Genomic DNA, 22,042 nt, shown 5'->3' on the forward strand with positions numbered 1-22,042 from the left:
TAGGGCTCCGCCCAACCAGTCACCGGCGGCCTTCGGTGACTGGTTGCGCCGGCGCGGCGCTACCTGCCACCCCAAGCGGCGCCTCACCCCGCGAAGCTCGGGAGCGCAAGGCCGCGGACGCCGGGATCGAAGGCGAAGAGGCCGCCGGCCTGGGGTTGTCCGGCGAGGGCCTCGTCCGAGAGGTCCTCGCGGGCGCTGGTGACGTAGAGGGTGGACAGGTCCGGGCCGCCGAAGGCGCAGCTGGAGGGCTGCTCGACCGGCGTCTCGACGATCCGGTCGATGCGCCCGTCGGGCGCGTAGCGGACGATGCGCCAGGCGCCCCACTGGGCGTTCCAGTGATAGCCCTCGACGTCGACGGCCGAGCCGTCAGGCCCCGCCGCGGTTCCCTTCGTCTCGGCGAAGACGCGCCGGTTCGACAGCGCGCCGGTCCGCGGGTCCATGTCGTGGACGTAGATGGTCTGCAGCCGGGTGTCGGCCACGTACAGCCGGTCGCCCTCGGGGCTGCAGGAGATGGCGTTGGGGATGTGCAGCCCTTCCAGCACCTTCTCGGTGAAGCCGTCGCCGCCGGTGCAGTAGAGGTCGCCCGGCCGGGCGCCGCCGTTGTCGTCCATCGAGCTCCACCAGAACCGGCCGGCGACGTCGATCTGGCCGTCGTTGGAGCGGAACCCCTCGCCCAGGGGCATCGGGTTGATCACCTCCAGCCGCCCCGACCCGGGGTCGAATTCGGCCAGGCCCGCCTCGCATGCGACGATCAGTCCGCCACGCGCCCGGGGGGCGGCGGCACTACATCTGAGGGGCAGGTCCCAGGCGCCGTCGCGGCCGCTCTGGGGCTCGTACCAGTGAAGCCGCTTGCCCTTGATATCGAACCAGAACACCCGGCCCGAACGGGCGTCCCAGAGGGGGCCCTCCCCCAGGATGTCGCGCGAATCGACGACGCAGCTTAAGCTCGTCACACGTCCCTCCAGGCAGCGTCTCGGCGATTTTGACAGAATTGCCGAATTCTTAATCGATTGGCTGCGACAACATAACCGGCGTGTTTCGGTTCCATTCAGAGTCGGGTGTCTACTATTTTGGCGAAGTGAATCGGGAGGGGTCCCAGATGTCGTTGCCCAGTTACTCTGACGTGTTTTCGATCAACCACGAACGCCCCCACGACGAGGATATCCACGTCGGCGATCTTGTGCGCACCGGGGAGAACTTTCATCCCCACTTCACGGTAATCGCCGTCAGCGGCGACAAGGCCTGGCTGCGCAATGTCCAGAACGGCGTGGACTCCCTCGCCCAGCTCGACCGCTGCCGCAAGATCGGCGAAGCCGACGTCGCTCTGGGCGTCGCCGTCGCCGCCGAGTAGTCCGACCCCCACCCTTCCCGTAAGACATCCGACGCGCGTTTGAACCACCGAGCCCTCGGCGCCGTTCTAGGCCGAGGGCCCTGCTGGTCGCGGTTAATCGGAGGGACGCGCCATTTCCGCCTTCATGTTCGCAACGGGGATCGAGAACTCCATCCCCAAGATCAAGGGCGGCACGATCCGTGTCGACCAGATGGAGTCGTGCGGTCACTACCGTCACTGGCGCACCGACTTCGACCTGCTCGACGACATCGGCATCCGCTACCTGCGCTACGGCCCGCCGATCCACACCACCCTGATCGGCCCCGAACGCTATGATTGGGAGTTCGCCGACATCACCTTCGGCGAGCTGTTCCGGCGCAACATCGTCCCGATCGTCGACCTGTGCCACTTCGGCGTCCCCGATTGGATCGGCGACTTCCAGAACCCGGACTTTCCGGAGCAGTTCGCCCGCTACGCGCACGCCTTCGCGCGGCGCTTCCCGTGGGTGCAGCTCTACACCCCGGTCAACGAGATGTTCATCTGCGCCCAGTTCTCGGCCAAGTTCGGCTGGTGGAACGAGGAGGGGACGACCGACCAGACCTTCGTCACCGCGCTGAAGCACATCGTGAAGGCCAACGTCCTGGCGATGAAGGCCATCCTCGAGGTCCGCGCGGACGCGATCTTCATCCAGAGCGAGTCCTCGGAATACTTCCACGCCGAGAACCCGGCGGCGATCAAGCCGGCGGAGATCGAGAACTCCAAGCGCTTCCTGTCGCTGGACCTGAACTACGGCCACCGGGTCGACTCGGAGATGTACGAGTACCTGATGGACAACGGCATGACGCGGGAGGAGTACCACTTCTTCCTGTCGAACCGCCTGCGCCACCACTGCATCCTGGGCAACGACTACTACTGGACCAACGAGCACCGCGTCGCCGCGGACGGCTCGCACCGGGCCTCGGGGGAGATTTTCGGCTATTCGGAGATCACCCGGCAGTACCACCACCGCTACCGCCTGCCGGTGATGCACACCGAGACCAACATCGTCGAAGGGCCCAACGGGGACGAGGCGGTGAACTGGCTGTGGAAGCAGTGGGCCAACGTGCTTCGGGTGCGCAACGACGGCGTGCCGACCGTCGGCTTCACCTGGTATTCGCTGACCGACCAGATGGACTGGGACACGGCCCTGCGCGAGCCGAACGGCCACATCCACCCGGTGGGCCTCTACGACATGAACCGGAACATCCGGCCGGTCGGCCGGTGCTACAAGCAGCTGATCAAGGACTGGCGCGACGTGCTGCCGGCCGAGAGCATCTGCCTGACCGTGCCGGTCGTGCCGCCGTCCGAGCACCAGGAGCCGACGGTGCGCCGGCTGCAGGCCGAGGCCCGGCAGCTGCGTTTCCAGGAAGTGGCCACCGAGGCGCGCTGAGCCTCAGCGTCCGGAGGACGGGATGGGTCGGCAGGTCGAGATCGGCGGCGCGCCCGCCGTCACCCTGAAGGATCCCGAGAGCGCCTCCGGCTTCGTGGAGGCGACGGTGCTGCCGGGCCGCGGCATGACGCTGTTGCAGGCGCGCGTCCGCCACGGCGCGCTGGGCGAGTTCGACGCCCTGACCGCGCCGCCGCTCGCCGAGGCTGCGCGGCTGCTGGACGGCGGGGCCGAGGACTTCGCGGGCAGCAAGGCCTTCAGCCTGGGCGGGGCGATCCTGCTGCCCTACGCCAACCGGATCACGGGACACGACGTCCCCGGCGCGCGGGAGATCGAGACGCAGGTCGCCGGCCGGCGCGCCCGCCTGCCGCGCAACTGGGGCGGCAAAGGCCCCGGCGCGCGCCAGTACGCCATGCACGGCCTGATCCTGGAGGCGGCTGCCGAGGCGGTGACGCAGCCGACCGCGGGCGAGGTTGCGGCGCGCCTGCCGGTCGGCGGCTTCGGCGGGCGCTGGCCGGGCCGGGCGGACGTGGCCGTGCGCTACCGGCTGGACGGCGGCGCGCTGGAGCTGACCGTCGAGACAAGCAACGTCGGCGAGGGGGCCCTGCCCCTGGGCGTCGGCTGGCACCCCTACTTCAACCTGCCGAGCGGGCGGCGCGAGCAGGCGGTGCTGCGGCTGCCGGCCCGAGCCTGGGCGCCGGCCAACAACTACGACGAGGTGCTGCCGACCGGGCGGATCGCCGAGGTGGCGGGGACACCCTACGATTTCCGCGAGGCTCGGCCGCTGGAGGGCCTCTATCTCGACGACTGTTTCACGGAACTGGTGCGAGACGGGTCGGGACGGGTGGTCTGCGAGATCCTCGATCCGGCGGCGGGCTACGGCCTGCGGATCTCGACGCCCACGCCGCAGGTCAAGGCGGTGCAGGTCTACGCCCCGCCCGACAAGGCCTTCGTCGTCCTGGAGCCCCAGTTCAACCTCGCCGACCCCTACAGCGCCGTCTGGCCCGAGGGGGTGGATACGGGCATGGCCCTGCTGCAGCCCGGCGAGACGGCGACCTACCAGGTGCGCCTGGAGACGTTCGCGGTCTGAGCAAGACGCTCCCCCACAGGGGGAGCTGTCGCGAAGCGACTGAGGGGGTTCAGGGGCGCGGACCCTGCCGGCGCATCAGCCCCGCCTCGGTGCGGGCGGACCCCCTCCACAGCCTCGCGATCCCCCTCCCCCTGCGGGGGGATCTGAACCGAGCAGCTCCCCGCCTTGGCGCTAGGAACCGGTTCGGCGCTCGGGGTTTCTCACCCCCTGAAAGCCACAACGCCAACATGTGTTATGCCGAGCGCACGCAAGAACCCGCGGCCCGAGCCCCTCGGTCGCGTGATCGACTTCGACGAAGGGGTGGTTCAGACCTGCGGGCCCGGCGAGCGCGCCGAGCTCGAGGCCGAGGTCGCCATGTTGGCCGGAGCCTTCACCCACGCGGCGGACCCGGCCGCCCTGCGCCGCATGGCCCGGGCGCTGATCCGGGCCGGCGGCGAGGACCGGGCCCAGCGGCTGCACGCGCGGCGGCTGGCGGCGATGATGCGCGTGAAGGCCCGGGCGGCTGAGGGCTAGCCGGCGGCGGCGGTGGCCGAGGAGCGGCGCCGGCGGGGCCGCTTGGCCCCCTCCCCGCTGAGCAGCGCCCTCAGCTTCGCCGCCAGGACCTGCATCTGGTAGGGCTTGTCGAGCACCGGATAGCCGGCCTCCTCGAGCGCCCGCCGGTCGCCGACGAAGCCGGACGTGAGCAGCACCTTCAGGTCCGGCCGCCGCTGCTGGGCGGCCCTGGCCAGGCCCACGCCGCTGACGCCGCCGGGCATCACGATGTCCGAGAACAGCAGGTCGATCTCGGCGCCGCCGTCGATCAGCGCCAGGGCCTCGGCGGCGCTGGTGGCGGTGAGCGTGCGGTAGCCCAGTCCGCTCAGCATCTCCACCGTGAGCGCCAGCACCGAAGCGTCGTCCTCGACCACGAGGATCTGCTCGGAGCCGCCGACCACCTCCTGGGCTGCGCCCTCCGCCGAGCGGTCCTGCGCAGGCCGGTCCGACGGCGGCAGGGTGAGGATGAAGCTCGCGCCCTTCCCCGGCTCGCTCTCGATGCGCACCTCGCCCTCCGACTGGTTGACGAAGCCGTAGACCTGGGAGAGCCCCAGGCCCGAGCCCTTGCCGACCTCCTTGGTGGTGAAGAACGGCTCAAAGACCCGGGCGCGGACCTCCTCGCTCATGCCGACTCCGCTGTCGCGGACCTCGATCTCGATCCACGGCGGGCCCGCGCCGGCGCGCGACGCGGGGCGGGTGGCGATGGAGAGCGCGCCGCCCTCGGGCATGGCGTCGCGGGCGTTGACCGCCAGGTTCAGCAGCGCCGTCTCCAGCTGCGTCGGGTCGACGTGCACGCACAGGGGCTCGGGGTGCAGGTCGAGGGTCAGGGTGACGGCCTCGCCCACCGCCTGGCGCAGCAGGCCGGTGAAGCCGGAGACCAGCTCGTTCACGTCCAGCGTCACCGGCGCCAGGTGCTGGCGGCGGGCGAAGGCGAGGAGCTGGCGGGTCAGGTCGCGGCCGCGCTCGGCAGCCTGGCGGATGGCGTCGAGCCGCCGCTGCCGCTTGGCCTCGTCCTCGCTCTTGCGGCCCATGATGTCGACGTTGCCGAGCACCACGGTCAGCAGGTTGTTGAAATCGTGGGCCACCCCGCCGGTCAGCTGGCCGACCGCCTCCATCTTGCGGGCCTGGATCAGCTGCTCCTCCAGGAGGTGGCGATCGGTGGAGTCGAGCATCACGCCGAAGATCTCGCGCTCCTCGCCGTCCTCGCCGGGGGCCAGCACGCCCTGGTCCATCAGGTAGCGGTAGCGCCCGTCGGCGCAGAGCCAGCGGAACTCGCAGGCGTAGGCGCCGGTCTTCAGCGCCCCGGAAATGTGGCGGACCACCTCGTCGACGTCGTCGGGGTGGATGCGGCTGGCGCCGAACTCCGGCTCGTCCATGAAGCGGGAGGCCGGGAAGCCGGTGATGGCCTCGACGCTGCTGCTGACGAAGGAGGGGGCGAACGGCGGCTTGGCGCTGCGCGAGTGGAAGACGATCGGCAGCGACTTCATGATCGCCTCCTGCCGCGCCTCGTTGCGCCTAAGGGCCCGCTCGGCCTCGATCTTCTCGGCCATCACCCGGGCGTGCTCGTCGAGCAGCCACTGGCGGTAGGCCGCCTGGCGCTTCATCGACTCGGTCTTCAGGTAGAGATCGACGAGGACGCTCACCTTGGACTTCAGGATGAACGGGTCGACCGGCTTGAAGACCACGTCCACGGCCCCGGCCGAGTAGGCCTGGAAGACGTGGGCCTCGTCGCGGAAGATGGCGGTCAGGAAGACGATCGGCGTGTTGCGCGTCCGCTTGCGCGAGCGGATCAGCTCGGCCGTCTCGAAGCCGTCCATGCCCGGCATGTGCAGGTCGAGCAGGATGACCGCGAACTCGTGCTGCAGCAGATGGCGCAGGGCCTCCACACCGGAACGGGCCACGATCAGCTCGTGGCCCAGCTCCTCGAGCGCCTGGACAGCCGCGAAGGCGTTGCGCTCGTCGTCGTCGACGATGAGGATCTTCGCCGTCACCGGCTGATTGAGGTCGGGCGGAGCTTCCGGCTCCGCCCTTCGCGCTCGTTCTTTCAAGACTGCGCCCACGCGCTCAGCTCGCCTGGGGCATCAGCGGGACGACCCCCTCGCCGGCCAGCCGTTGGGCGTCGGCCCGCTGGATGCACACCCGCAGCACCGAGACCAGGTGGTCGATGTCCACGGGCTTGGAGACATAGTCCGAGGCGCCCGCCTGGATGCACTTCTGACGGTCGCCCTTCATCGCCTTGGCGGTGACGGCGACGACCGGCAGGTCGCCCAGGCCCGGGCGTGCGCGGATCTCGCGGATGGTTTCGTAGCCGTCCATGTCCGGCATCATGATGTCCACCAGAACCACGTCGACGCCCGGGTCGGCGTCCAGAAGCTCGAGGCCGGCGCGGCCGCTCTCGGCGTAGCTGAGCTCGATCCCGTACTCCTCGAGGGCGCTCGCCAGCGAGAAGATATTCCGGATGTCGTCGTCGATCACCACGATCTTGCGGCCGGTCAAGAGCAGATCATCGTGGCGGCTTTGGGCCACCTTGGCCCGCGCGGGCCCGGGCATGTTCTCCAGCGGCTCGTGGAGCAACAGGCTGGTCTGGTCGATCAGCTGATCGGTGGTGCGGGCCAGCCGCACCAGGCCGCCGAACACCGCCAGCCGCAGGCGCTTGTCGTCCTCCGGCTCCAGCTCCTGTTCGGCGTAGACCACCACCGGGGTGGCCCGGCCGTCGGACTGCTTGAGCAGCTCGACCAGCTGCGGCGGGGCCAGCGCGGCGGCGTCGACGACCATCGCGTCGGGCAGGTCCGGGGTCGGCAGGGCCAGCGCGGCGGCCAGGTCGCCGGTCAGCTCCACCTTCGAGAAGGCCGAGCGCAACGCCTCGGCCGCCGGCCCGTCGGGGCCGACCAGCAGGACGCGGCGCTCTTCCTTGCCGACGAAGGACTTCACGCTCTTCAGCGTCGAAACCACCACCTCGCGCTCCACCGGCTTGTGGGTGAAGCCGAAGGCGCCGATGGACAGGCCCAGGCCCCGCTGGTCGTCGGCCGAGATCACGTGCACCGGGATGTGCCGCGTGTCCGGCGTCCGCTTCAGGAGGTCGAGCAGCGCCAGGCCGTCGATGTCGGGAAGCCCGATGTCGAGCATGATGGCGTCCGGCCCGAAGCGGCGGGCCAGCGACGGCACCGCCGCCCCCTCGCCGGTCACCACCCCCTTGAAGCCGGCGTCACGCACCAGCGACAGGAGGATGGAGGCGAAGCGGGGGTCGTCCTCGACGATCAGCACCACCGAGTCCGACGAGGCGATGATCTCGCGGTCGTCGGCCACCGCCTCGGTCGGCTCGTCGGCCATCGAGGCGACGAGGGCCCGCGGCGCGGCGGCGGCGAGCAGCCGGGTGGTGGACGGGGTCTGCACCGCCGGGCTGAAGTTCAGCGGCAGGTAGAGGGTGAAGGTCGAGCCCTTGCCGGGCTTGCTCTCCACCTTCAGCTCGCCGCCGAGCAGGCGGGTGATCTCGCGGCTGATCGACAGGCCCAGGCCGGTGCCGCCGTACTTGCGGCTGATCGAGCCGTCGGCCTGCTGGAAGGACTCGAAGATGATCCGCTGCTTGTCCTCCGGAATGCCGATGCCGGTGTCGACGACCGAGAAGGCGAGCACCTGGCCGGCCTTGTTGAGGTGGTCGTTGGCCGGGCTCCACCCGCCGTTGGCGCGGGCCACCTTGAACCGGACCTCGCCCTTCTCGGTGAACTTGAAGGCGTTCGACAGCAGGTTCTTGATGATCTGCTGCAGCCGCTTGTCGTCGGTGTACATGCTCCGCGGCAGCGCCGGATCGATCTCGACGTGGAAGTCGAGCTTCTTGTCCTGGGCGAGCTGGGAGAAGGTCCGGTCGACCTGGTCCGAGAGGCTGGCGAAGCTCATCTCGCCGATGTCGAGGGTGACCATGCCGGACTCGATCTTCGACAGGTCGAGGATGTCGTTGATCAGGCCCAGGAGGTCCGCGCCGGCGGCGTGGATGTTCTTGGCGAACTCCACCTGCTTGTCCGAGAGGTTGCCCTGGGCGTTGTCGGCCAGGAGCTTGGAGAGGATGAGCAAGGAGTTCAGCGGCGTCCTGAGCTCGTGGCTCATGTTGGCCAGGAACTCGGACTTGTACTTCGAGGTCAGCGCCAGCTGCTCGGCCTTCTCCTCGAGGGCCAGCTTGGCCTGCTCGACCTCGTGGTTCTTGGCCTCCACCTGCTGGTTCTGGACGCTCAGCAGATGCGCCTTGTCCTGCAGCTCGGCGTTGGTCTGCTGCAGCTCCTCCTGCTTGGCGCGGAGCAGCTCTTCCGACTGACGCAGGGACGCGGCCTGCTGCTCCAGCCGGTCGTTGGTCTTCTTCAGCTCCTCCTGCTGGGCCTGCAGCTCGGAGGTCAGCAGCTGCGACTGCTTGAGCAGGCCCTCGGTCCGCATGTTGGCGGCGATGGTGTTCAGGACGATGCCGATGGATTCCATCAGCTGGTCGAGGAACTGCTGCTGGGTCTCGTTGAACTCGCCGAAGGTGGCCAGCTCGATCACCGCCTTGACCTCGCCCTCGAACAGGGCCGGCAGGACGATGATGTTGGCCGGCGGCGCCTCGCCCAGGCCCGAGCTGATCTGGACGTAGTCCTTGGGCACGTTGGTCAGCAGGATGCGGCTCTTCTCGTAGGCGCACTGGCCGATGAGGCCTTCCCGCAGCTTGAACTGGTTGGCCAAGTGCTTGCGGTTGTTGAAGGCGTAGCTGGCCTGCAGGTTCAGCACCGTGGCGCCGTCCTCGTCCCGGTCGGTGACGTAGAAGACGGCGTGCTGGGCGTTGATCAGCGGCGCCAGCTCGGAGAGCACCAGGTTCGACACCGTCGAGAGGTCGCGCTCGCCCTGCAGCATCCGCGTGAACCGGGCCAGGTTGGTCTTCAGCCAGTCCTGCTCGGTGTTCTTCAGCGTCTGATCCTTCAGGTTGCGGATCATCTCGTTGATGTTGTTCTTCAGCTCCTCCACCTCGCCGGAGGCCTCGACGGTGATCGAGCGCGTCAGGTCGCCCTGCGTCACCGCGGTGGACACCTCGGCGATGGCGCGCACCTGGGTGGTCAGGTTGGCGGCCAGCTCGTTCACGTTGTCGGTCAGGTCGCGCCACACGCCGGCGGCGCCGGGCACCCGCGCCTGGCCGCCCAGCTTGCCCTCGTTGCCCACCTCGCGGGCCACGTTGGTCACCTGGTCGGCGAAGGTCGCCAGCGTCTCGATCATGCCGTTGATGGTGTCGGCCAGGGCGGCGATCTCGCCCTTGGCGTCGAGGGTCACCTTGCGCTTCAGGTCGCCGTTGGCGACGGCGGTGACGACGTCGGCGATGTTCCGCACCTGACCGGTCAGGTTGGCGGCCATCATGTTCACGTTGTCGGTGAGGTCCTTCCAGGTGCCGGCCACGCCGGGCACCTGCGCCTGACCGCCGAGCTTGCCCTCGGTGCCCACTTCCCGGGCCACCCGGGTCACTTCCGAGGCGAAGGAGTTCAGCTGGTCCACCATGGTGTTGATGGTGTTCTTCAGCTCCAGGATCTCGCCGCGCACGTCCACGGTGATCTTCTTGGAGAGGTCGCCGTTGGCCACGGCGGTGGTCACTTCGGCGATGTTCCGCACCTGGCCGGTCAGGTTGCCGGCCATCAGGTTCACGTTGTCGGTCAGCTCCTTCCAGGTGCCGGCGACGCCGCGGACCTGCGCCTGGCCGCCGAGCTTGCCTTCCGTACCCACTTCCCGCGCCACCCGGGTCACTTCCGAGGCGAAGGAGTTCAGCTGGTCCACCATGGTGTTGATGGTGTTCTTCAGCTCGAGGATCTCGCCGCGCACGTCCACGGTGATCTTCTTGGACAAGTCGCCCATGGCCACCGCGGTGGTCACCTCGGCGATGTTCCGCACCTGACCGGTCAGGTTGGCGGCCATGAAGTTCACGTTGTCGGTCAGGTCCTTCCAGGTGCCGGCGACGCCCTTCACCTGGGCCTGGCCGCCCAGCTTGCCTTCGGTGCCGACTTCCCGCGCCACCCGGGTCACCTCGCTGGCGAAGGCGTTCAGCTGGTCCACCATGGTGTTGATGGTGTTCTTCAGCTCCAGCACCTCGCCGCGCACGTCCACGGTGATCTTCTTGGAGAGGTCGCCGTTGGCCACGGCGGTGGTCACCTCGGCGATGTTGCGGACCTGGCCGGTCAAATTGCCGGCCATCAGGTTCACGTTGTCGGTGAGCTCCTTCCACGTGCCGCCGACGCCCTTCACCTGGGCCTGACCGCCGAGCTTGCCTTCCGTACCCACTTCCCGCGCCACCCGGGTCACTTCCGAGGCGAAGGAGTTCAGCTGGTCCACCATGGTGTTGATGGTGTTCTTCAGCTCCAGGATCTCGCCGCGCACGTCCACGGTGATCTTCTTGGAGAGGTCGCCGTTGGCCACGGCGGTGGTCACCTCGGCGATGTTCCGCACCTGGCCGGTCAGGTTGCCGGCCATCAGGTTCACGTTGTCGGTGAGCTCCTTCCACGTCCCGCCGACGCCCTTCACCTGGGCCTGGCCGCCGAGCTTGCCTTCCGTACCCACTTCGCGCGCCACGCGGGTCACTTCCGAGGCGAAGGCGTTCAGTTGGTCCACCATGGTGTTGATGGTGTTCTTCAGCTCCAGGATCTCGCCGCGCACGTCCACGGTGATCTTCTTGGAGAGGTCGCCGTTGGCCACGGCGGTCGTCACCTCGGCGATGTTCCGCACCTGACCCGTCAGGTTGGCGGCCATGAAGTTCACGTTGTCGGTCAGGTCCTTCCAGGCGCCGGTGACGCCCTCCACCCGGGCCTGACCGCCCAGCTTGCCTTCCGTACCCACTTCCCGGGCCACCCGGGTCACTTCCGAGGCGAAGGCGTTCAGCTGGTCCACCATGGTGTTGATGGTGTTCTTCAGCTCGAGGATCTCGCCGCGCACGTCCACGGTGATCTTCTTGGAGAGGTCGCCGCGGGCCACGGCGGTGGTCACCTCGGCGATGTTCCGCACCTGGCCGGTCAGGTTGCCGGCCATCAGGTTCACGTTGTCGGTGAGGTCCTTCCAGGTGCCGGCGACGCCGCGCACGTTGGCCTGGCCGCCCAGCTTGCCTTCCGTACCCACTTCGCGCGCCACCCGGGTCACTTCCGAGGCGAAGGAGTTCAGCTGGTCCACCATGGTGTTGATGGTGTTCTTCAGCTCCAGCACCTCGCCGCGGACGTCCACGGTGATCTTCTTGGAGAGGTCGCCGTTGGCCACGGCGGTGGTCACTTCGGCGATGTTCCGCACCTGGCCGGTCAGGTTGGCGGCCATCAGGTTCACGTTGTCGGTCAGGTCCTTCCAGGTGCCGGCCACGCCCTTCACCTGCGCCTGGCCGCCCAGCTTGCCCTCGGTGCCCACTTCGCGGGCCACCCGGGTCACTTCCGAGGCGAAGGAGCCCAGCTGGCCCACCATGGTGTTCACGACCTTGCCGATGCGCAGGAACTCGCCGCGCAGGGGCCGGTCCTCGTTCTCCAGGTCCATGGTCTGGGAAAGGTCGCCCTTGGCGACGGCGCCGATCACCCGGGCCATTTCGGCGGTGGGGTGGACCATGTCGGCGATCAGGTTGTTGACCGCATCCACGCTGGCGGCCCAGGAGCCGGTCGCCGCCGGCAGCTTCGCCCGGTGGGTGATCTTGCCCTGCCGGCCGACCACTTCGCCCAGCCGCTCGAACTCCTTGGTCATCCGGTCGTTGAGTTCGACGACCTCGTTGAACGCCTCGGCGATCTCGCCGTCGGCCCCGGCCAGGGTGCGCGGCAGGCGGACGGAGAAATCCCCGCGCCGGAACGCCTTGAGGGCCGCCAGCAGCTCGCGCGTCTCGAGCTTGTCTTCGGTCTTGGCGGGTCTGGCGCGACGTTGCGACTTGGCCTTCGCGGCGACGGCGGTGGCAGGCATCGATCCCCCGAACGAAAAGAGGTTGCGAACCCAAGGCCTGTCCCGGGCGGGCGGGCGGCCACGCGCGCAAGGCCTTGGGGGGCTGGAGATTTCGTTGGACGCACCCCGACCCAAGTCAGCGAACGCACGGATTCAGCGACGGGTTCCCGAAATGGGCTGGTTTTCCACAGCCTTCGAGCCGCCTGCGGCGCCCCGCCGCGGGCCGGGCGGGAACCGTTCGCCCGGTGAAGCTTTCTGTCTCTCGTTGCAGCGTAGCTGGGGTGGGCTGGGAGCACGGAGGGGCGGATGATCACCGAACGTCTGGCGGGACGCGCGGCGCGCGCTGGCGAGCTCATCACCCGGCGGCTCGGCGGCCTCAGCGGCCTGTCAGGCCCGGACCTGGAGCTGATCCAGGGCGCCGCCCGGCGGCTGGAGAGCAGCCCGGCCGGCGCGGAGCTGCCCGGTCAGCGCATCCTGGTCTCCGGCTGGGCCTGCCGGCGGCGGACGCTGACCGACGGCGCGCGGCAGATCTTCAGCTTCCTGCTGCCCGGCGATCCCTGCGAAGGCCGCCGGCGCGGCGTGGCGACGGTGGCGGCGCTGACGGCGGTTGAGACGGCCGACGCCGCCGGCCTCTTCCAGGGCGCCGAGGACTCGCTGATGCAGCCGGGGCTGGCGGAGGCCTTCGCGGCCATCCGCGAGGAGGAGGAGCGGCTGCTGCTGGACCATATCGTCCGGCTGGGACGGATGACCGCCTACGAGCGCATGGCCCACCTGCTGCTGGAGCTGCGCGAGCGCCTGGCCCGCGTCGGGCTGGCCGACGAGCAGCGCCTGCCGATGCCGCTGACCCAGGAGACCCTGGCCGACGCCCTGGGCCTGTCGATCGTGCACGTGAACCGCACCGTCCAGCAGCTGCGCCGCGACGGGCTCATCGAGCTGCGGTCGGGCCTCGCCGTGCTGAACGACCCGGAGGCCCTGGCCGAGCTGTGCGGCTACGAGTCCCTGCGCGCGCCGCGGCGCGCCAGCCCGGCGGCCGGCGTCGAGGCGGCCTCCCGGGCCGCGGCGCCGCTGTCCTGAGACGCAGGAGCTGCGCCGGAACCGCGCCGCGGGGGCGCCGTTCAGGTCTGGCGGCCGGCGAGGCGGCCGAGGGACCTCAATTTGTCGATGCTGCAAACCAACCCCGAAGACTTCTCTCCGCCTCCGGAGGCCGAAGAGTTCTTCGCCACCAGCCTGCGGCTTCTGGCCGAGTCCGGCCTGCCTTTCCTGCTGTCGGGCACCTACGCCGTGACGGCCTACACAGGCATCCACCGGCCCACCAAGGACCTCGACATCTTCTGCAAGGCCGGGGACTACCCCAAGATCCTCGCCTTCTTCCAGGAGCGCGGCTACCGGGCCGAAGTGGAGGACGAGCGCTGGATCGCCAAGGTCTTCCAGGACGGCAACTTCTTCGACGTGATCTTCAACATGTCGAACGGGACGCTGCCGATCACCGACGACTGGTTCCAGAACAACGACACGGTCACGGTCTACGACGTGGAGTGCAAGATCACTTCGCCGACCGAGCTGATCTGGTCGAAGATGTTCATCCAGGACCGCTACCGCTACGACGGCGCCGACATCGCCCACGTGATCCTGAAGAAGCACGAGGCGATCGACTGGGACCGGCTGCTGCGCTACGCCGAGCCCTACTGGGAGGTGCTGCTGATCCACCTCCTGAACTTCCGCTTCATCTATCCCACCGAGCGAAACGTGATCCCCGCCACGATCATGAAGGAGCTGACCGACCGCCTGGCGGCGCAGGTCACCCTGCCGCCGGCCCGGGTGCGGGTCTGCCGCGGCCGGCTGTTCTCGCCGCGGGACTACGTCACCGACATCACCGAGTGGGGCTTCGCGGACGTCGTAGGCAAGGGGCTCGAGGAGCGGCATGACCCCATCACCTGAACCGGCGGCCAATGGCGCGCTGCGCGTGGCCGCCATCGGCGACCTGCACGTGGGCGAGGACCACACCCACCCCTACCGGGACCTGTTCGCGCAGATCTCGTCGGAGGCCGACGTGCTGGCGCTGTGCGGCGACCTGACCAACTTCGGCAAGACCAAGGAAGCCGAGAACCTGGCGGAGGACCTGATGGCCTGCACGATCCCGGTCGTGGGCGTGCTGGGCAATCACGACTACGAGTGCGGCCAGCCGGACGAGGTGGCCAAGATCCTCCATCAGGCCGGCATGCAGGTGCTGGACGGCGAGGCCTACGAGATCGGCGGCGTCGGGTTCGCCGGGGCCAAGGGGTTCATCGGCGGCTTCGGCCGGCACATGCTGAGCCCATTCGGCGAGGGGCCGATCAAGGACTTCGTGCAGGCCTCGGTGGACGAGAACCTGAAGCTGGAATCCTCCCTGCGCATGCTGCGGACGGAGCGGACGGTCGTGGTGCTGCACTATTCGCCGGTGATCGAGACGGTGATGGGCGAGCCGCCGGAGATCTTCGCCTTCCTCGGCTCGGCCCGGCTCGGCGAGACGATCGACCGGTTCGACGGCGTGAAGGCGGTGTTCCACGGGCACGCCCACCGCGGATCGGTCCAGGGCCGCACGGCGCGCGGCGTGCCGGTCTACAACGTGGCGCGTCCCCTGCTCGCTCGCACGACGGAGCGCGAATACACAATTGTCGAAATCTGACAAAAGTCTCTGATGTGATCGGCCTGTGAATAAACCGGGCGGGCCTTAACCTGGGATATTCTCCGGCGTCATGGGTTGGTTAACACTCCCGTCTTGAACGGGAGACAAGCGTGACCATACTGGACCTATTCTTCGCACGACTGATGGCGATATGCCCCGTCGGGGTGGAAGACCTACAGCTCCTGGCGCAACTTCCCAGGACGACCTTCACGGCGCCAGCGCAAACCGCCATCGCGCGCACGGGCGATCCGCTGGACGGCGCCACCGTGCTGCTGCAGGGGATCGCCTGTCGCAGCCGCATCCGGCCGAACGGGGCGCGGCAGATCCTGTCGATCCATGTGCCCGGCGATGCGTTCGACCTGACGGCGGCGTTCGCGGTCAGGGACGATGCGCTCGAGGCGCTGACCACCTGCCGGGGCGTGCGCATCTCCTACGACGTGCTCGGAGCGGCCCTGCAGCGCCCGCGTCTGGCCGCAGCGTTCGCCCGGCTCGCGGCCATCGACGCCAACGTGCTCGCCGAGCGGCTGGTCAGCCTGGGGCGGCGCGCGGCGCTGGAGCGGATGGCCCACGTCTTCTGCGAACTGATCGTGCGCCTGGACGCGGTGGGGCTGGGCGCGGGCGGCCGCTACGACATGCCGCTGACGCAGGCGGAGCTGGCCGACGCCCTGGGCCTGTCGGTGGTGCACGTGAACCGGACGCTGCAGCAGCTGCGCGCAACGGGCGCGATCAGCTTCAGGAACCAGCGGCTGACAGTCCACGACTTCGCAGCGCTCCGCGCGATGGCCGAGTTCGATCCCGGCTATCTGCACATGGCCGGGCAGGCGCCGGTCGCCCAACGTCGGGCGCAGGTCGCCTGAGGCGCCCTCATCCCGTGCGGAGCGTCGGCCGCCGGAGGGCGGCCTCGATCCAGGACCGCGCCTCGTCGAGCGTCGCGAACGTCGGATGGGCAGGGCCGTCCAGCCGCCCGAATGCGGCCTCCAGGAACCACCGGCCCGAGGCTTCGTCATGCAGCGCGGAGAGCCGCACCAGCACCGCCACCAGATGGTCCTCCCAGAACACGAGCTGCCCCTCGCCCTCCTCGCCCGTCGCCACGAGAACCGGCTGGAAGCGGAGGGTCACGCCGCCTCGCTGCGAAAATGCAGGTAGCTGGCGTCGAAGTCGCCCACCGCCCTCAGCCGCTCCCAATCCGAGATGATGACGAACCGCCCCTTGGAGACGATCAGGCCATCAGCCCGAAGTTCCTGGAGCACCCGGTTGACGTGCACCGGCGACAGCCCCAGGGCGTCGGCCAATTCCACTTGGGTGATCGGCAGATCGAATCCGCCGTCGTCGGCCAGGTGGACCGCCCGCAGCTTCAGATAGACCTCGCAGATCACATGGGCGATCCGCGCCTTGGCCGTGCGCCGCCCGACGCCGGCGAGCCACTCGCGGAAGATGGCCGCGTCGATCAGGGTGTCGCGCCAGAAGAGGGCGGCGATCCCGGGGAAGGCCCGCGTGAGGGCGTGCAGCGCCTCGTGCGGAATGAAGGCGGCGGTCACCGGCGTCAGCGCCGACAGGCTGTGGTCCATCACCCTCAGGTGGAGGCTCTGCAGGTCGGGGATGTCGCCCGGCAGATGGAAGGACATGATCTGGCGCTGGCCCTCGCCGAGCAGCTTGTAGCGGCAGACGAAGCCCTCGACGATCAGGCAGCACTCGGGCGGCTTGTCGCCCTGGCGCACCAGGTCGGCGTTCTCCGGGAAACTGCGCAGGCGGTAGGGCAGGTCGGCGAGCGCGGATTTCTCCGCCTCCGTGACCCTGCCGATGGCCTCCAGTTTGGCGATCAGCCGGGTATGCGGGGGCGAGACGTCCTTGCGATCGGCCACGGAGGCTCCAGGGTGGGGATGGTCGGATCCGCCGTCGAATCCATGCCCTGGTTTACGCGTGCGTTGAACCCAACGTCGCACACATAGGTTTAGATCGAGACGCCCGGAGGCCGGCCCTGCCAAACCCGATCATCGCGAAGCTGAGACAGGGCGCCGACCTCTCGGACGAGGACGAGCAGGCGCTGGTGAAGGCCTGCGCCGACATCCGCAACTTCGGCCCGCGCGAGGACGTCATCGTCGAAGGCGAGCGGCCCGATCACGTTCACGCGGTGATCGAGGGCTTCGCCTGTCGCTACAAGCTGCTTCCGGACGGCGGGCGCCAGATCATGGCCTGGCTGGTTCCCGGCGACTTCTGCGACCTGCACGTGGCGATCCTGGGCGAGATGGATCACAGCATCGCCACCATCTCGGCCTCGACCATCGGCATCATCCCGCAGCCGGCCGTCGAGCAGCTCAGCCGAACGAGCCCGGCCCTGACACGCGCGCTGTGGTGGGCCACCCTGGTGGACGAAGCCGTCCTGCGCGAGTGGCTCGTCAACATGGGCCGGCGGCCGGCCGACAAGCAGATCGCCCACCTGTTCTGTGAGCTGCTGCTGCGCCTGCAGAGCGTGGGGCAGGCGCCGGGAGACACGGTGGACCTGCCGCTCACCCAGGTCGAGCTCGCCGACACCGTGGGGCTCTCGCCGGTGCACGTGAACCGTGTGATCCAGCAGCTCCGGGACATGGGGCTGATCTCCTGGAGGGGCCGGGCGCTCAGGGTCCTGGATGTCGAGGGCCTGCAGCGCTTCGCCGACTTCGACCCCAACTACCTTCACTTCAACGGTTCGTCCTCCCGAATCCCGGCTCCCGCGCGGGGGCGCGGAGCAGGCGGTCCGCCCTGCCGCGCTCTGAGACCGAACGACAGAGGCCGATGCCGCACTTCTACTTTCCCACCTCCGCGGGCGGCGGCTTCGAGCCCGATGCGGAGGGCGTGCAGATGGCGGACCTGGAGGAGGCCCGGGCCTGCGCCGTGCGGGCGCTCCTGGAGCTGGCCCATGACGTCCTGGACGGACAGTCCCCGTCCCGCGTGCTGAGCATCGAGGTGCTGGACGAGGAAGGCCGGCGCCGGTTCCGGGCGCAGCTGAGCTTCGAGGTCGAGCGGGACCCGCCCGGCTAGCCCGCCTTCCGCGCCGGCGGCTCGTCCTTCAGCTCCTCCAGGACGGCCTCGGGAGCGACGTCCTGGGCCAGCTCCTCGAGCTCCGGGTCGCGGCTCCTCTCGACGCCCATCTTCTCGGCCATCTCCGAGACCAGCGCGATGAGCTGGGTGATCTCGTGCTCGGCCAGCAGGTTGATCTGCAGGTCGAGGTCGGCCCGCTTCTCGGCCGTGGCGGCGGCGCGGTTCTGGGCGATCAGCACGAAGGTGGAGATGAAGATCGCCTCCACCGAGGCGACCATGGCCAGCACCACGAAGGTGGGGTCGAAGCGCGGGACCAGCGGGATCCAGCCGAGGTTGACGGCGATCCAGCCGCCGAACAGGGCCAGGTGCAGGTAGACGAAGCGCATGGAGCCGGCGAAGTCGGTGATCGCCTGGGCGACCTTCGTCTGCCGGCCGGCGTTCGCCAGGTCCCGCCGCCGCTGCTCGCGCATGGCCTCGATGTTGCGGCGCAGGACGCCGGCCATGTCGCGGCCGCCGCCGGCGTGCGGCCAGGTCACCCGCTCGTTTGGGCCGTATGCGGCCATGGCCTTCGTCCTCGCGGTTGGCGTCGTCCAACGAACCCGGAGCAGGAACTCGCGTTCCCGGAACCTCGACCTTGGCGGCGTGTTGCTGATGACGTGGACGGGTCCATCGTCATCTTCGGCCTGACCGTCAGCTCCTCCTGGGGCAACGGCCACGCCACCCTCTGGCGCGGCCTGATCGGCGCCCTGGCCCGCCGCGGGGTGCGGGTGGTCTTCTTCGAGAAGGATGTCCCCTACTACGCCCGCCACCGGGACCTCTCCGAGCTGCCGGCGGGCGAGCTGGTGCTCTACCCCGATTGGGAGTCGGTGAAGGGCCGGGCCGCGGCGGCGGTGAAGGCGGCCGATGCGGTGATCGTCACCTCCTACTGCCCCGACGGGCCGGCCGCCTGCGCGCTGGCCTGCGAGCTGGGGCGCTGCAGCGTCTTCTACGACATGGACACGCCGGTCACGCTGGCGCGGCTGGCCGCCGGCGAGCAGGTCGCCTACCTGCCGGCCGAGGGCCTTTCCGGGTTCGACCTGGTGCTGAGCTACACCGGCGGTCAGGCTCTGACGCGGCTCGAGCGGGAGCTCGGCGCGCGGCGCACAGCGCCACTCTACGGCCACGTGGACCCGGCCGTGCACCGGCCCGCGGCGGCGGAGGACCGGTTCCGCGGCGAGCTCTCCTACCTCGGCACCTATTCGGCGGACCGGCAGGCGGCGGTGACCGCGCTGTTCGCGCAGCCGGCCAAGCTGCGCCCAGACCGGCGGTTCATGCTGGGCGGCTCGGGCTACGGGACGGACTTCCCCTGGGCCGACAACATCTTCCTCATCGAGCACGTGCCGCCGGCCGAGCATCCGGCCTTCTTCGCCTCCTCGCGGCTGACGCTGAACGCCACGCGCGGGGACATGGCCGCGCTGGGCTACTGCCCGTCGGGGCGGCTGTTCGAGGCGGCGGCCTGCGGCTGCCCGGTGCTGAGCGACGACTGGGAGGGGCTGGACCTGTTCTTCACGCCGGGCCGCGAGATCCTCACCGCCGCCACCACCGAGGAGGCGCTGCAGGCGCTGGACCTGAGCGACGCTGAACTCTCGGCCATCGCCCGCGCCGCCCGCGAGCGGACGCTCGCCGAGCACACCAGCGACCACCGGGCCGGCGAGCTGCTGGGCCTACTGAGCGCTGCGCCCGCAGCCCTCAAGGCGGCGTCCTGACCATGTGGGGCATCGTGCCGGCCGCAGGGCAAGGGACGCGCATCCAGCCGCTGGCCTTCTCCAAGGAGCTGCTGCCGGTCGGCACCCGCAAGGAGGGCGCCGTCGAGCGGCCGCGGGCGGTGAGCGAATACCTCGTCGAGCGGATGGCCAGGGCCGGCGCGAGCAAGGTCTGCTTCGTCATCGCGCCCGGCAAAAGCGACATCCTGCGCTACTACGGCGCCCGGGCCCTGGAGGTGGACATCGCCTATGTGGTCCAGCCGCAGCCGGCGGGCCTGTGCGACGCCCTGTTCCGCGCCCTGCCGCTGATCCACCCGGACGAGCCCGTGGCCGTGGGCCTGCCCGACACCATCTGGTTCCCGGACGATGGCCTGGCGCGCCTGCCGGACGACAAGCTGGCCTTCCTGCTGTTCCCGGTCGAGCGGCCGGAAAACTTCGATGCTGTGGTCACCGACGAGGCTGGCCGCGTGCTGCGCATCGAGGTGAAGGCGCGCGCGCCGGCCACGCACTGGATCTGGGGGGCGTTCAGGCTGCCCGGCCGGGTGCTGCACGAGCTGCACGCCCTGTGGCTCGAGCGCGACCGGGAGGACGAGTACCTCGGCACCCTGGTCAACGCCTGGATCGCGGCCGGCGGCGAGGCGGTGGGCGTGCGCGCCGGCGAGGCCTACGTCGACGTCGGCACCCTCGGCGGCTACCGCGAAGCGTTGGGGCTGCTGGGGGTGGCGGGCGCGGCCTCCCCGGCGGCGGAGTAGCTCTTTCTTTTCCCATTCACGGGAAAGGGGGACCGCCGGCCGAGCGGAGCGAAGAGCCGGTGGTGGAAAGGGCAAGCCACAGGCGCGGCGCTGTGGCGCTCCAATCTGCACCTCTCTCAGCACGGAGCAGTCGGCTCGCCCCCCTCCCCCACTCCCCCGCTTCGCTGGGGAGGAAGGGTCAGAACCCCGGCTCCACCCCGCTCGCCTTCAGCTCGGCCGCCAGGCGCGCCTTCAGCCGCTCCAGGGCGTCGGGGTGGTTGGCTTCGCAGCGACAGGTGAGCTTCGGCTCCGTGCCGGAGGCGCGCAGCAGCCACCAGCCGTCGGGGCCCAAGACGCGCAGCCCGAGGTCTTCGTCGAAGACGCCGCCCTCCCCCGCCATGCGCTCGGCGACATCGCGGACCACCTGCGGCTTGCGGTGCTCCTCGCAGGGAATCCGCAGCTCTGGGGTGGTGAAGGTGGGCGGCAGGGACTCCCGGAACGCCGGCAGGCCGCCCGGCAGCCGGCTGACCGCCAGGAAGGTGCGGATGGCGGCGTAGAGGGCGTCGTCCACCACGCCCCAGCCGGCGTCGTAGAAGATGTGCCCGGAGAGCTCGCCGGCGAGGGCGGCGTCCTCGCGCAGCATCGCCTCGCGCACCAGGACGTAGCCGGACGGGGCCAGCACGGCCCGGCCGCCGGCCTGTTCGACGCCGTCGAACAGGATCCGGCTGCATTTCACGTCGCCGACGATGGCCGCGCCCGGCCGCTCGGCGAGCAGGTCGCGGGCCAGCAGCAGGAGCAGCTGGTCGGCCCAGAGCACGCGCCCGTCCGGTCCGACGACGCCCAGCCTGTCCCCGTCGCCGTCGAAGGCGACGCCGAGGTCGCAGCGGTGCTCGACGACCGTCTGGGCCAGCTGGTCGAGGTTGGCGGCGACGGCCGGGTCCGGATGGTGGGCCGGGAAGCGGCCGTCGATCTCGGCGTTCAGCAGCCGGTGGCGTCCTGGCAGGCGGGCGGCCAGCCGCCGGACGATCTCGCCGGTCGCGCCGTTGCCGCAGTCCCAGGCGATCGAGAGGTCGGCCATGCCCGCCGCGGCGGCCGCCAGGCTGTCGACATAGGCCTCGCAGACCTCCGCGCGGCGGGCGAAGCCGAGGCGCCCGGCGGCCGGCGCGGTCTCCACCAGCGCCTTGAGCCGGGCCCCGTGCACCCGGTCGGGACCGAGCAGGATCTTGAAGCCGTTCTCGCCGGGCGGATTGTGGGAGGCGGTGACCATCACCGCGCCGTCGAGGCCGAGGCGCCGGACCGCGAAGCTGAGCATCGGCGTCGGGCAGAGCCCCACCCGCTCGACCTTCATGCCGCCGTCGCAGAGGCCCCAGACCAGCGCCTGCTCCAGGCTCGGCGAGCTGATGCGCCCGTCGCGGCCGACGGCGATGCGCGACAGGCCCGCGTCCTCCGCCGCCGCCGCGTAGCTGCGGCCGAGGGCGTAGGCTCCGTCGGCGTCGATCTCCTCGCCCACCCGGCCGCGGATGTCGTAGGCCCGCACGGCGCGCGGATCGATCCGGCCGCCGGCCCGACGGGGCGGCGGGGCGGGTCCGGATGCGTCGTGGGCCAGCGTCATC

At 69.9% G+C, this 22,042-nt stretch carries 17 protein-coding genes and 2 pseudogenes; 12 read left to right on the plus strand and 7 right to left on the minus strand.

From position 1 onward, the window contains the following. Nucleotides 1-83 precede the first annotated feature (83 nt). On the minus strand, nucleotides 84-953 hold the full coding sequence (locus ACFSC0_RS00990; RefSeq protein WP_377281210.1) for an SMP-30/gluconolactonase/LRE family protein: 870 nt from the start codon (nucleotides 951-953) through the stop codon (nucleotides 84-86). Nucleotides 954-1,099: 146 nt separating this feature from the next. Here ACFSC0_RS00990 and ACFSC0_RS00995 point away from each other — a divergent pair, with 146 nt between their 5' ends. The 4 genes from ACFSC0_RS00995 (at nucleotide 1,100) to ACFSC0_RS01010 (ending at nucleotide 4,359) form a co-directional block, all read left to right on the plus strand. Beyond that, nucleotides 1,100-1,351 carry a hypothetical protein gene (locus tag ACFSC0_RS00995; RefSeq protein ID WP_377281209.1) on the plus strand — a complete coding sequence of 84 codons (252 nt, stop codon included), beginning with the start codon at nucleotides 1,100-1,102 and terminating at the stop codon, nucleotides 1,349-1,351. A gap of 124 nt (nucleotides 1,352-1,475) precedes the next feature. After that, nucleotides 1,476-2,759: a family 1 glycosylhydrolase gene (locus ACFSC0_RS01000; RefSeq protein WP_377281208.1), complete on the plus strand. Its 1,284-nt coding sequence runs from the start codon at nucleotides 1,476-1,478 to the stop codon at nucleotides 2,757-2,759. Between the two features lie 22 nt (nucleotides 2,760-2,781). After that, complete coding sequence (locus ACFSC0_RS01005) at nucleotides 2,782-3,846, plus strand: aldose 1-epimerase (RefSeq protein ID WP_377281207.1); 1,065 nt, start codon at nucleotides 2,782-2,784, stop codon at nucleotides 3,844-3,846. Between the two features lie 234 nt (nucleotides 3,847-4,080). Beyond that, the gene (locus ACFSC0_RS01010; protein ID WP_377281206.1) at nucleotides 4,081-4,359 is read left to right on the plus strand and encodes a hypothetical protein; all 279 of its coding nucleotides are present in this window, start codon (nucleotides 4,081-4,083) and stop codon (nucleotides 4,357-4,359) included. On the opposite strand, the gene ACFSC0_RS01015 is transcribed toward ACFSC0_RS01010, so the two are convergent. Further along, on the minus strand, nucleotides 4,356-6,368 hold the full coding sequence (locus tag ACFSC0_RS01015) for a response regulator (RefSeq protein WP_377281205.1): 2,013 nt from the start codon (nucleotides 6,366-6,368) through the stop codon (nucleotides 4,356-4,358). The two genes, ACFSC0_RS01010 and ACFSC0_RS01015, sit on opposite strands and share 4 nt — an antisense overlap. Before the next feature lie 73 nt (nucleotides 6,369-6,441). After that, nucleotides 6,442-12,294: a HAMP domain-containing protein gene (locus ACFSC0_RS01020; RefSeq protein WP_377281204.1), complete on the minus strand. Its 5,853-nt coding sequence runs from the start codon at nucleotides 12,292-12,294 to the stop codon at nucleotides 6,442-6,444. 285 nt (nucleotides 12,295-12,579) lie between these two features. On the opposite strand from ACFSC0_RS01020, the gene ACFSC0_RS01025 reads away from it, so the two are divergent. From ACFSC0_RS01025 to ACFSC0_RS01040, 4 genes are all read left to right on the plus strand, one after another. Continuing rightward, the gene (locus ACFSC0_RS01025) at nucleotides 12,580-13,347 is read left to right on the plus strand and encodes a Crp/Fnr family transcriptional regulator (RefSeq protein WP_377281203.1); all 768 of its coding nucleotides are present in this window, start codon (nucleotides 12,580-12,582) and stop codon (nucleotides 13,345-13,347) included. Between the two features lie 87 nt (nucleotides 13,348-13,434). Further along, nucleotides 13,435-14,211, plus strand: a complete 777-nt coding sequence (locus tag ACFSC0_RS01030) for a nucleotidyltransferase family protein (RefSeq protein ID WP_377281431.1) — start codon at nucleotides 13,435-13,437, stop codon at nucleotides 14,209-14,211. Next, complete coding sequence (locus ACFSC0_RS01035) at nucleotides 14,195-14,938, plus strand: metallophosphoesterase family protein (RefSeq protein WP_377281202.1); 744 nt, start codon at nucleotides 14,195-14,197, stop codon at nucleotides 14,936-14,938. The genes ACFSC0_RS01030 and ACFSC0_RS01035 overlap by 17 nt, the downstream gene beginning before the upstream one ends. 110 nt (nucleotides 14,939-15,048) lie before the next feature. Beyond that, nucleotides 15,049-15,795, plus strand: a complete 747-nt coding sequence (locus ACFSC0_RS01040; RefSeq protein WP_377281201.1) for a Crp/Fnr family transcriptional regulator — start codon at nucleotides 15,049-15,051, stop codon at nucleotides 15,793-15,795. A gap of 7 nt (nucleotides 15,796-15,802) precedes the next feature. Here ACFSC0_RS01040 and ACFSC0_RS01045 read toward each other — a convergent pair whose 3' ends face one another. Together ACFSC0_RS01045 and ACFSC0_RS01050 are read right to left on the minus strand one after the other, a co-directional pair. Beyond that, nucleotides 15,803-16,057: a hypothetical protein gene (locus tag ACFSC0_RS01045; protein WP_377281200.1), complete on the minus strand. Its 255-nt coding sequence runs from the start codon at nucleotides 16,055-16,057 to the stop codon at nucleotides 15,803-15,805. Next, nucleotides 16,054-16,800, minus strand: a complete 747-nt coding sequence (locus ACFSC0_RS01050; protein ID WP_377281199.1) for a Crp/Fnr family transcriptional regulator — start codon at nucleotides 16,798-16,800, stop codon at nucleotides 16,054-16,056. The genes ACFSC0_RS01045 and ACFSC0_RS01050 overlap by 4 nt, the downstream gene beginning before the upstream one ends. 185 nt (nucleotides 16,801-16,985) lie before the next feature. Between ACFSC0_RS01050 and ACFSC0_RS01055 the strand changes: the two are divergent. Both ACFSC0_RS01055 and ACFSC0_RS01060 read left to right on the plus strand, forming a co-directional pair. Further along, nucleotides 16,986-17,576, plus strand: a pseudogene (locus ACFSC0_RS01055) (Crp/Fnr family transcriptional regulator); the annotation flags it as partial. 200 nt (nucleotides 17,577-17,776) lie between these two features. Further along, a pseudogene (locus ACFSC0_RS01060) lies at nucleotides 17,777-17,863 on the plus strand (hypothetical protein); the annotation flags it as partial. A gap of 89 nt (nucleotides 17,864-17,952) precedes the next feature. Here ACFSC0_RS01060 and ACFSC0_RS01065 read toward each other — a convergent pair. Continuing rightward, entirely contained in the window at nucleotides 17,953-18,519 is a 567-nt protein-coding gene (locus tag ACFSC0_RS01065) for a DUF1003 domain-containing protein (RefSeq protein ID WP_377281198.1), read from the minus strand. A gap of 93 nt (nucleotides 18,520-18,612) precedes the next feature. On the opposite strand from ACFSC0_RS01065, the gene ACFSC0_RS01070 reads away from it, so the two are divergent. Next, nucleotides 18,613-19,701: a CgeB family protein gene (locus ACFSC0_RS01070; RefSeq protein ID WP_377281197.1), complete on the plus strand. Its 1,089-nt coding sequence runs from the start codon at nucleotides 18,613-18,615 to the stop codon at nucleotides 19,699-19,701. Nucleotides 19,702-19,703: 2 nt separating this feature from the next. Continuing rightward, complete coding sequence (locus ACFSC0_RS01075) at nucleotides 19,704-20,450, plus strand: nucleotidyltransferase family protein (protein ID WP_377281196.1); 747 nt, start codon at nucleotides 19,704-19,706, stop codon at nucleotides 20,448-20,450. A gap of 178 nt (nucleotides 20,451-20,628) precedes the next feature. Here ACFSC0_RS01075 and ACFSC0_RS01080 read toward each other — a convergent pair whose 3' ends face one another. After that, complete coding sequence (locus tag ACFSC0_RS01080; protein ID WP_377281195.1) at nucleotides 20,629-22,041, minus strand: phosphomannomutase/phosphoglucomutase; 1,413 nt, start codon at nucleotides 22,039-22,041, stop codon at nucleotides 20,629-20,631. Between the last annotated feature and the right edge of the window lies 1 nt (nucleotide 22,042).

Source organism: Phenylobacterium terrae, from assembly GCF_042681205.1.
Taxonomy (GTDB): Bacteria; Pseudomonadota; Alphaproteobacteria; order Caulobacterales; family Caulobacteraceae; genus Phenylobacterium; species Phenylobacterium terrae.

Coding starts and splice junctions, on each gene's coding strand:
- ACFSC0_RS00995 (WP_377281209.1), top strand. CDS start 1,100: ATGTCGTTGCCCAGTTACTCTGACGTGTTTTCGATCAACCACGAACGC.
- ACFSC0_RS01000 (WP_377281208.1), top strand. CDS start 1,476: ATGTTCGCAACGGGGATCGAGAACTCCATCCCCAAGATCAAGGGCGGC.
- ACFSC0_RS01005 (WP_377281207.1), top strand. CDS start 2,782: ATGGGTCGGCAGGTCGAGATCGGCGGCGCGCCCGCCGTCACCCTGAAG.
- ACFSC0_RS01010 (WP_377281206.1), top strand. CDS start 4,081: ATGCCGAGCGCACGCAAGAACCCGCGGCCCGAGCCCCTCGGTCGCGTG.
- ACFSC0_RS01020 (WP_377281204.1), bottom strand. CDS start 12,294: ATGCCTGCCACCGCCGTCGCCGCGAAGGCCAAGTCGCAACGTCGCGCC.
- ACFSC0_RS01025 (WP_377281203.1), top strand. CDS start 12,580: ATGATCACCGAACGTCTGGCGGGACGCGCGGCGCGCGCTGGCGAGCTC.
- ACFSC0_RS01030 (WP_377281431.1), top strand. CDS start 13,435: ATGCTGCAAACCAACCCCGAAGACTTCTCTCCGCCTCCGGAGGCCGAA.
- ACFSC0_RS01035 (WP_377281202.1), top strand. CDS start 14,195: ATGACCCCATCACCTGAACCGGCGGCCAATGGCGCGCTGCGCGTGGCC.
- ACFSC0_RS01065 (WP_377281198.1), bottom strand. CDS start 18,519: ATGGCCGCATACGGCCCAAACGAGCGGGTGACCTGGCCGCACGCCGGC.
- ACFSC0_RS01075 (WP_377281196.1), top strand. CDS start 19,704: ATGTGGGGCATCGTGCCGGCCGCAGGGCAAGGGACGCGCATCCAGCCG.
- ACFSC0_RS01080 (WP_377281195.1), bottom strand. CDS start 22,041: ATGACGCTGGCCCACGACGCATCCGGACCCGCCCCGCCGCCCCGTCGG.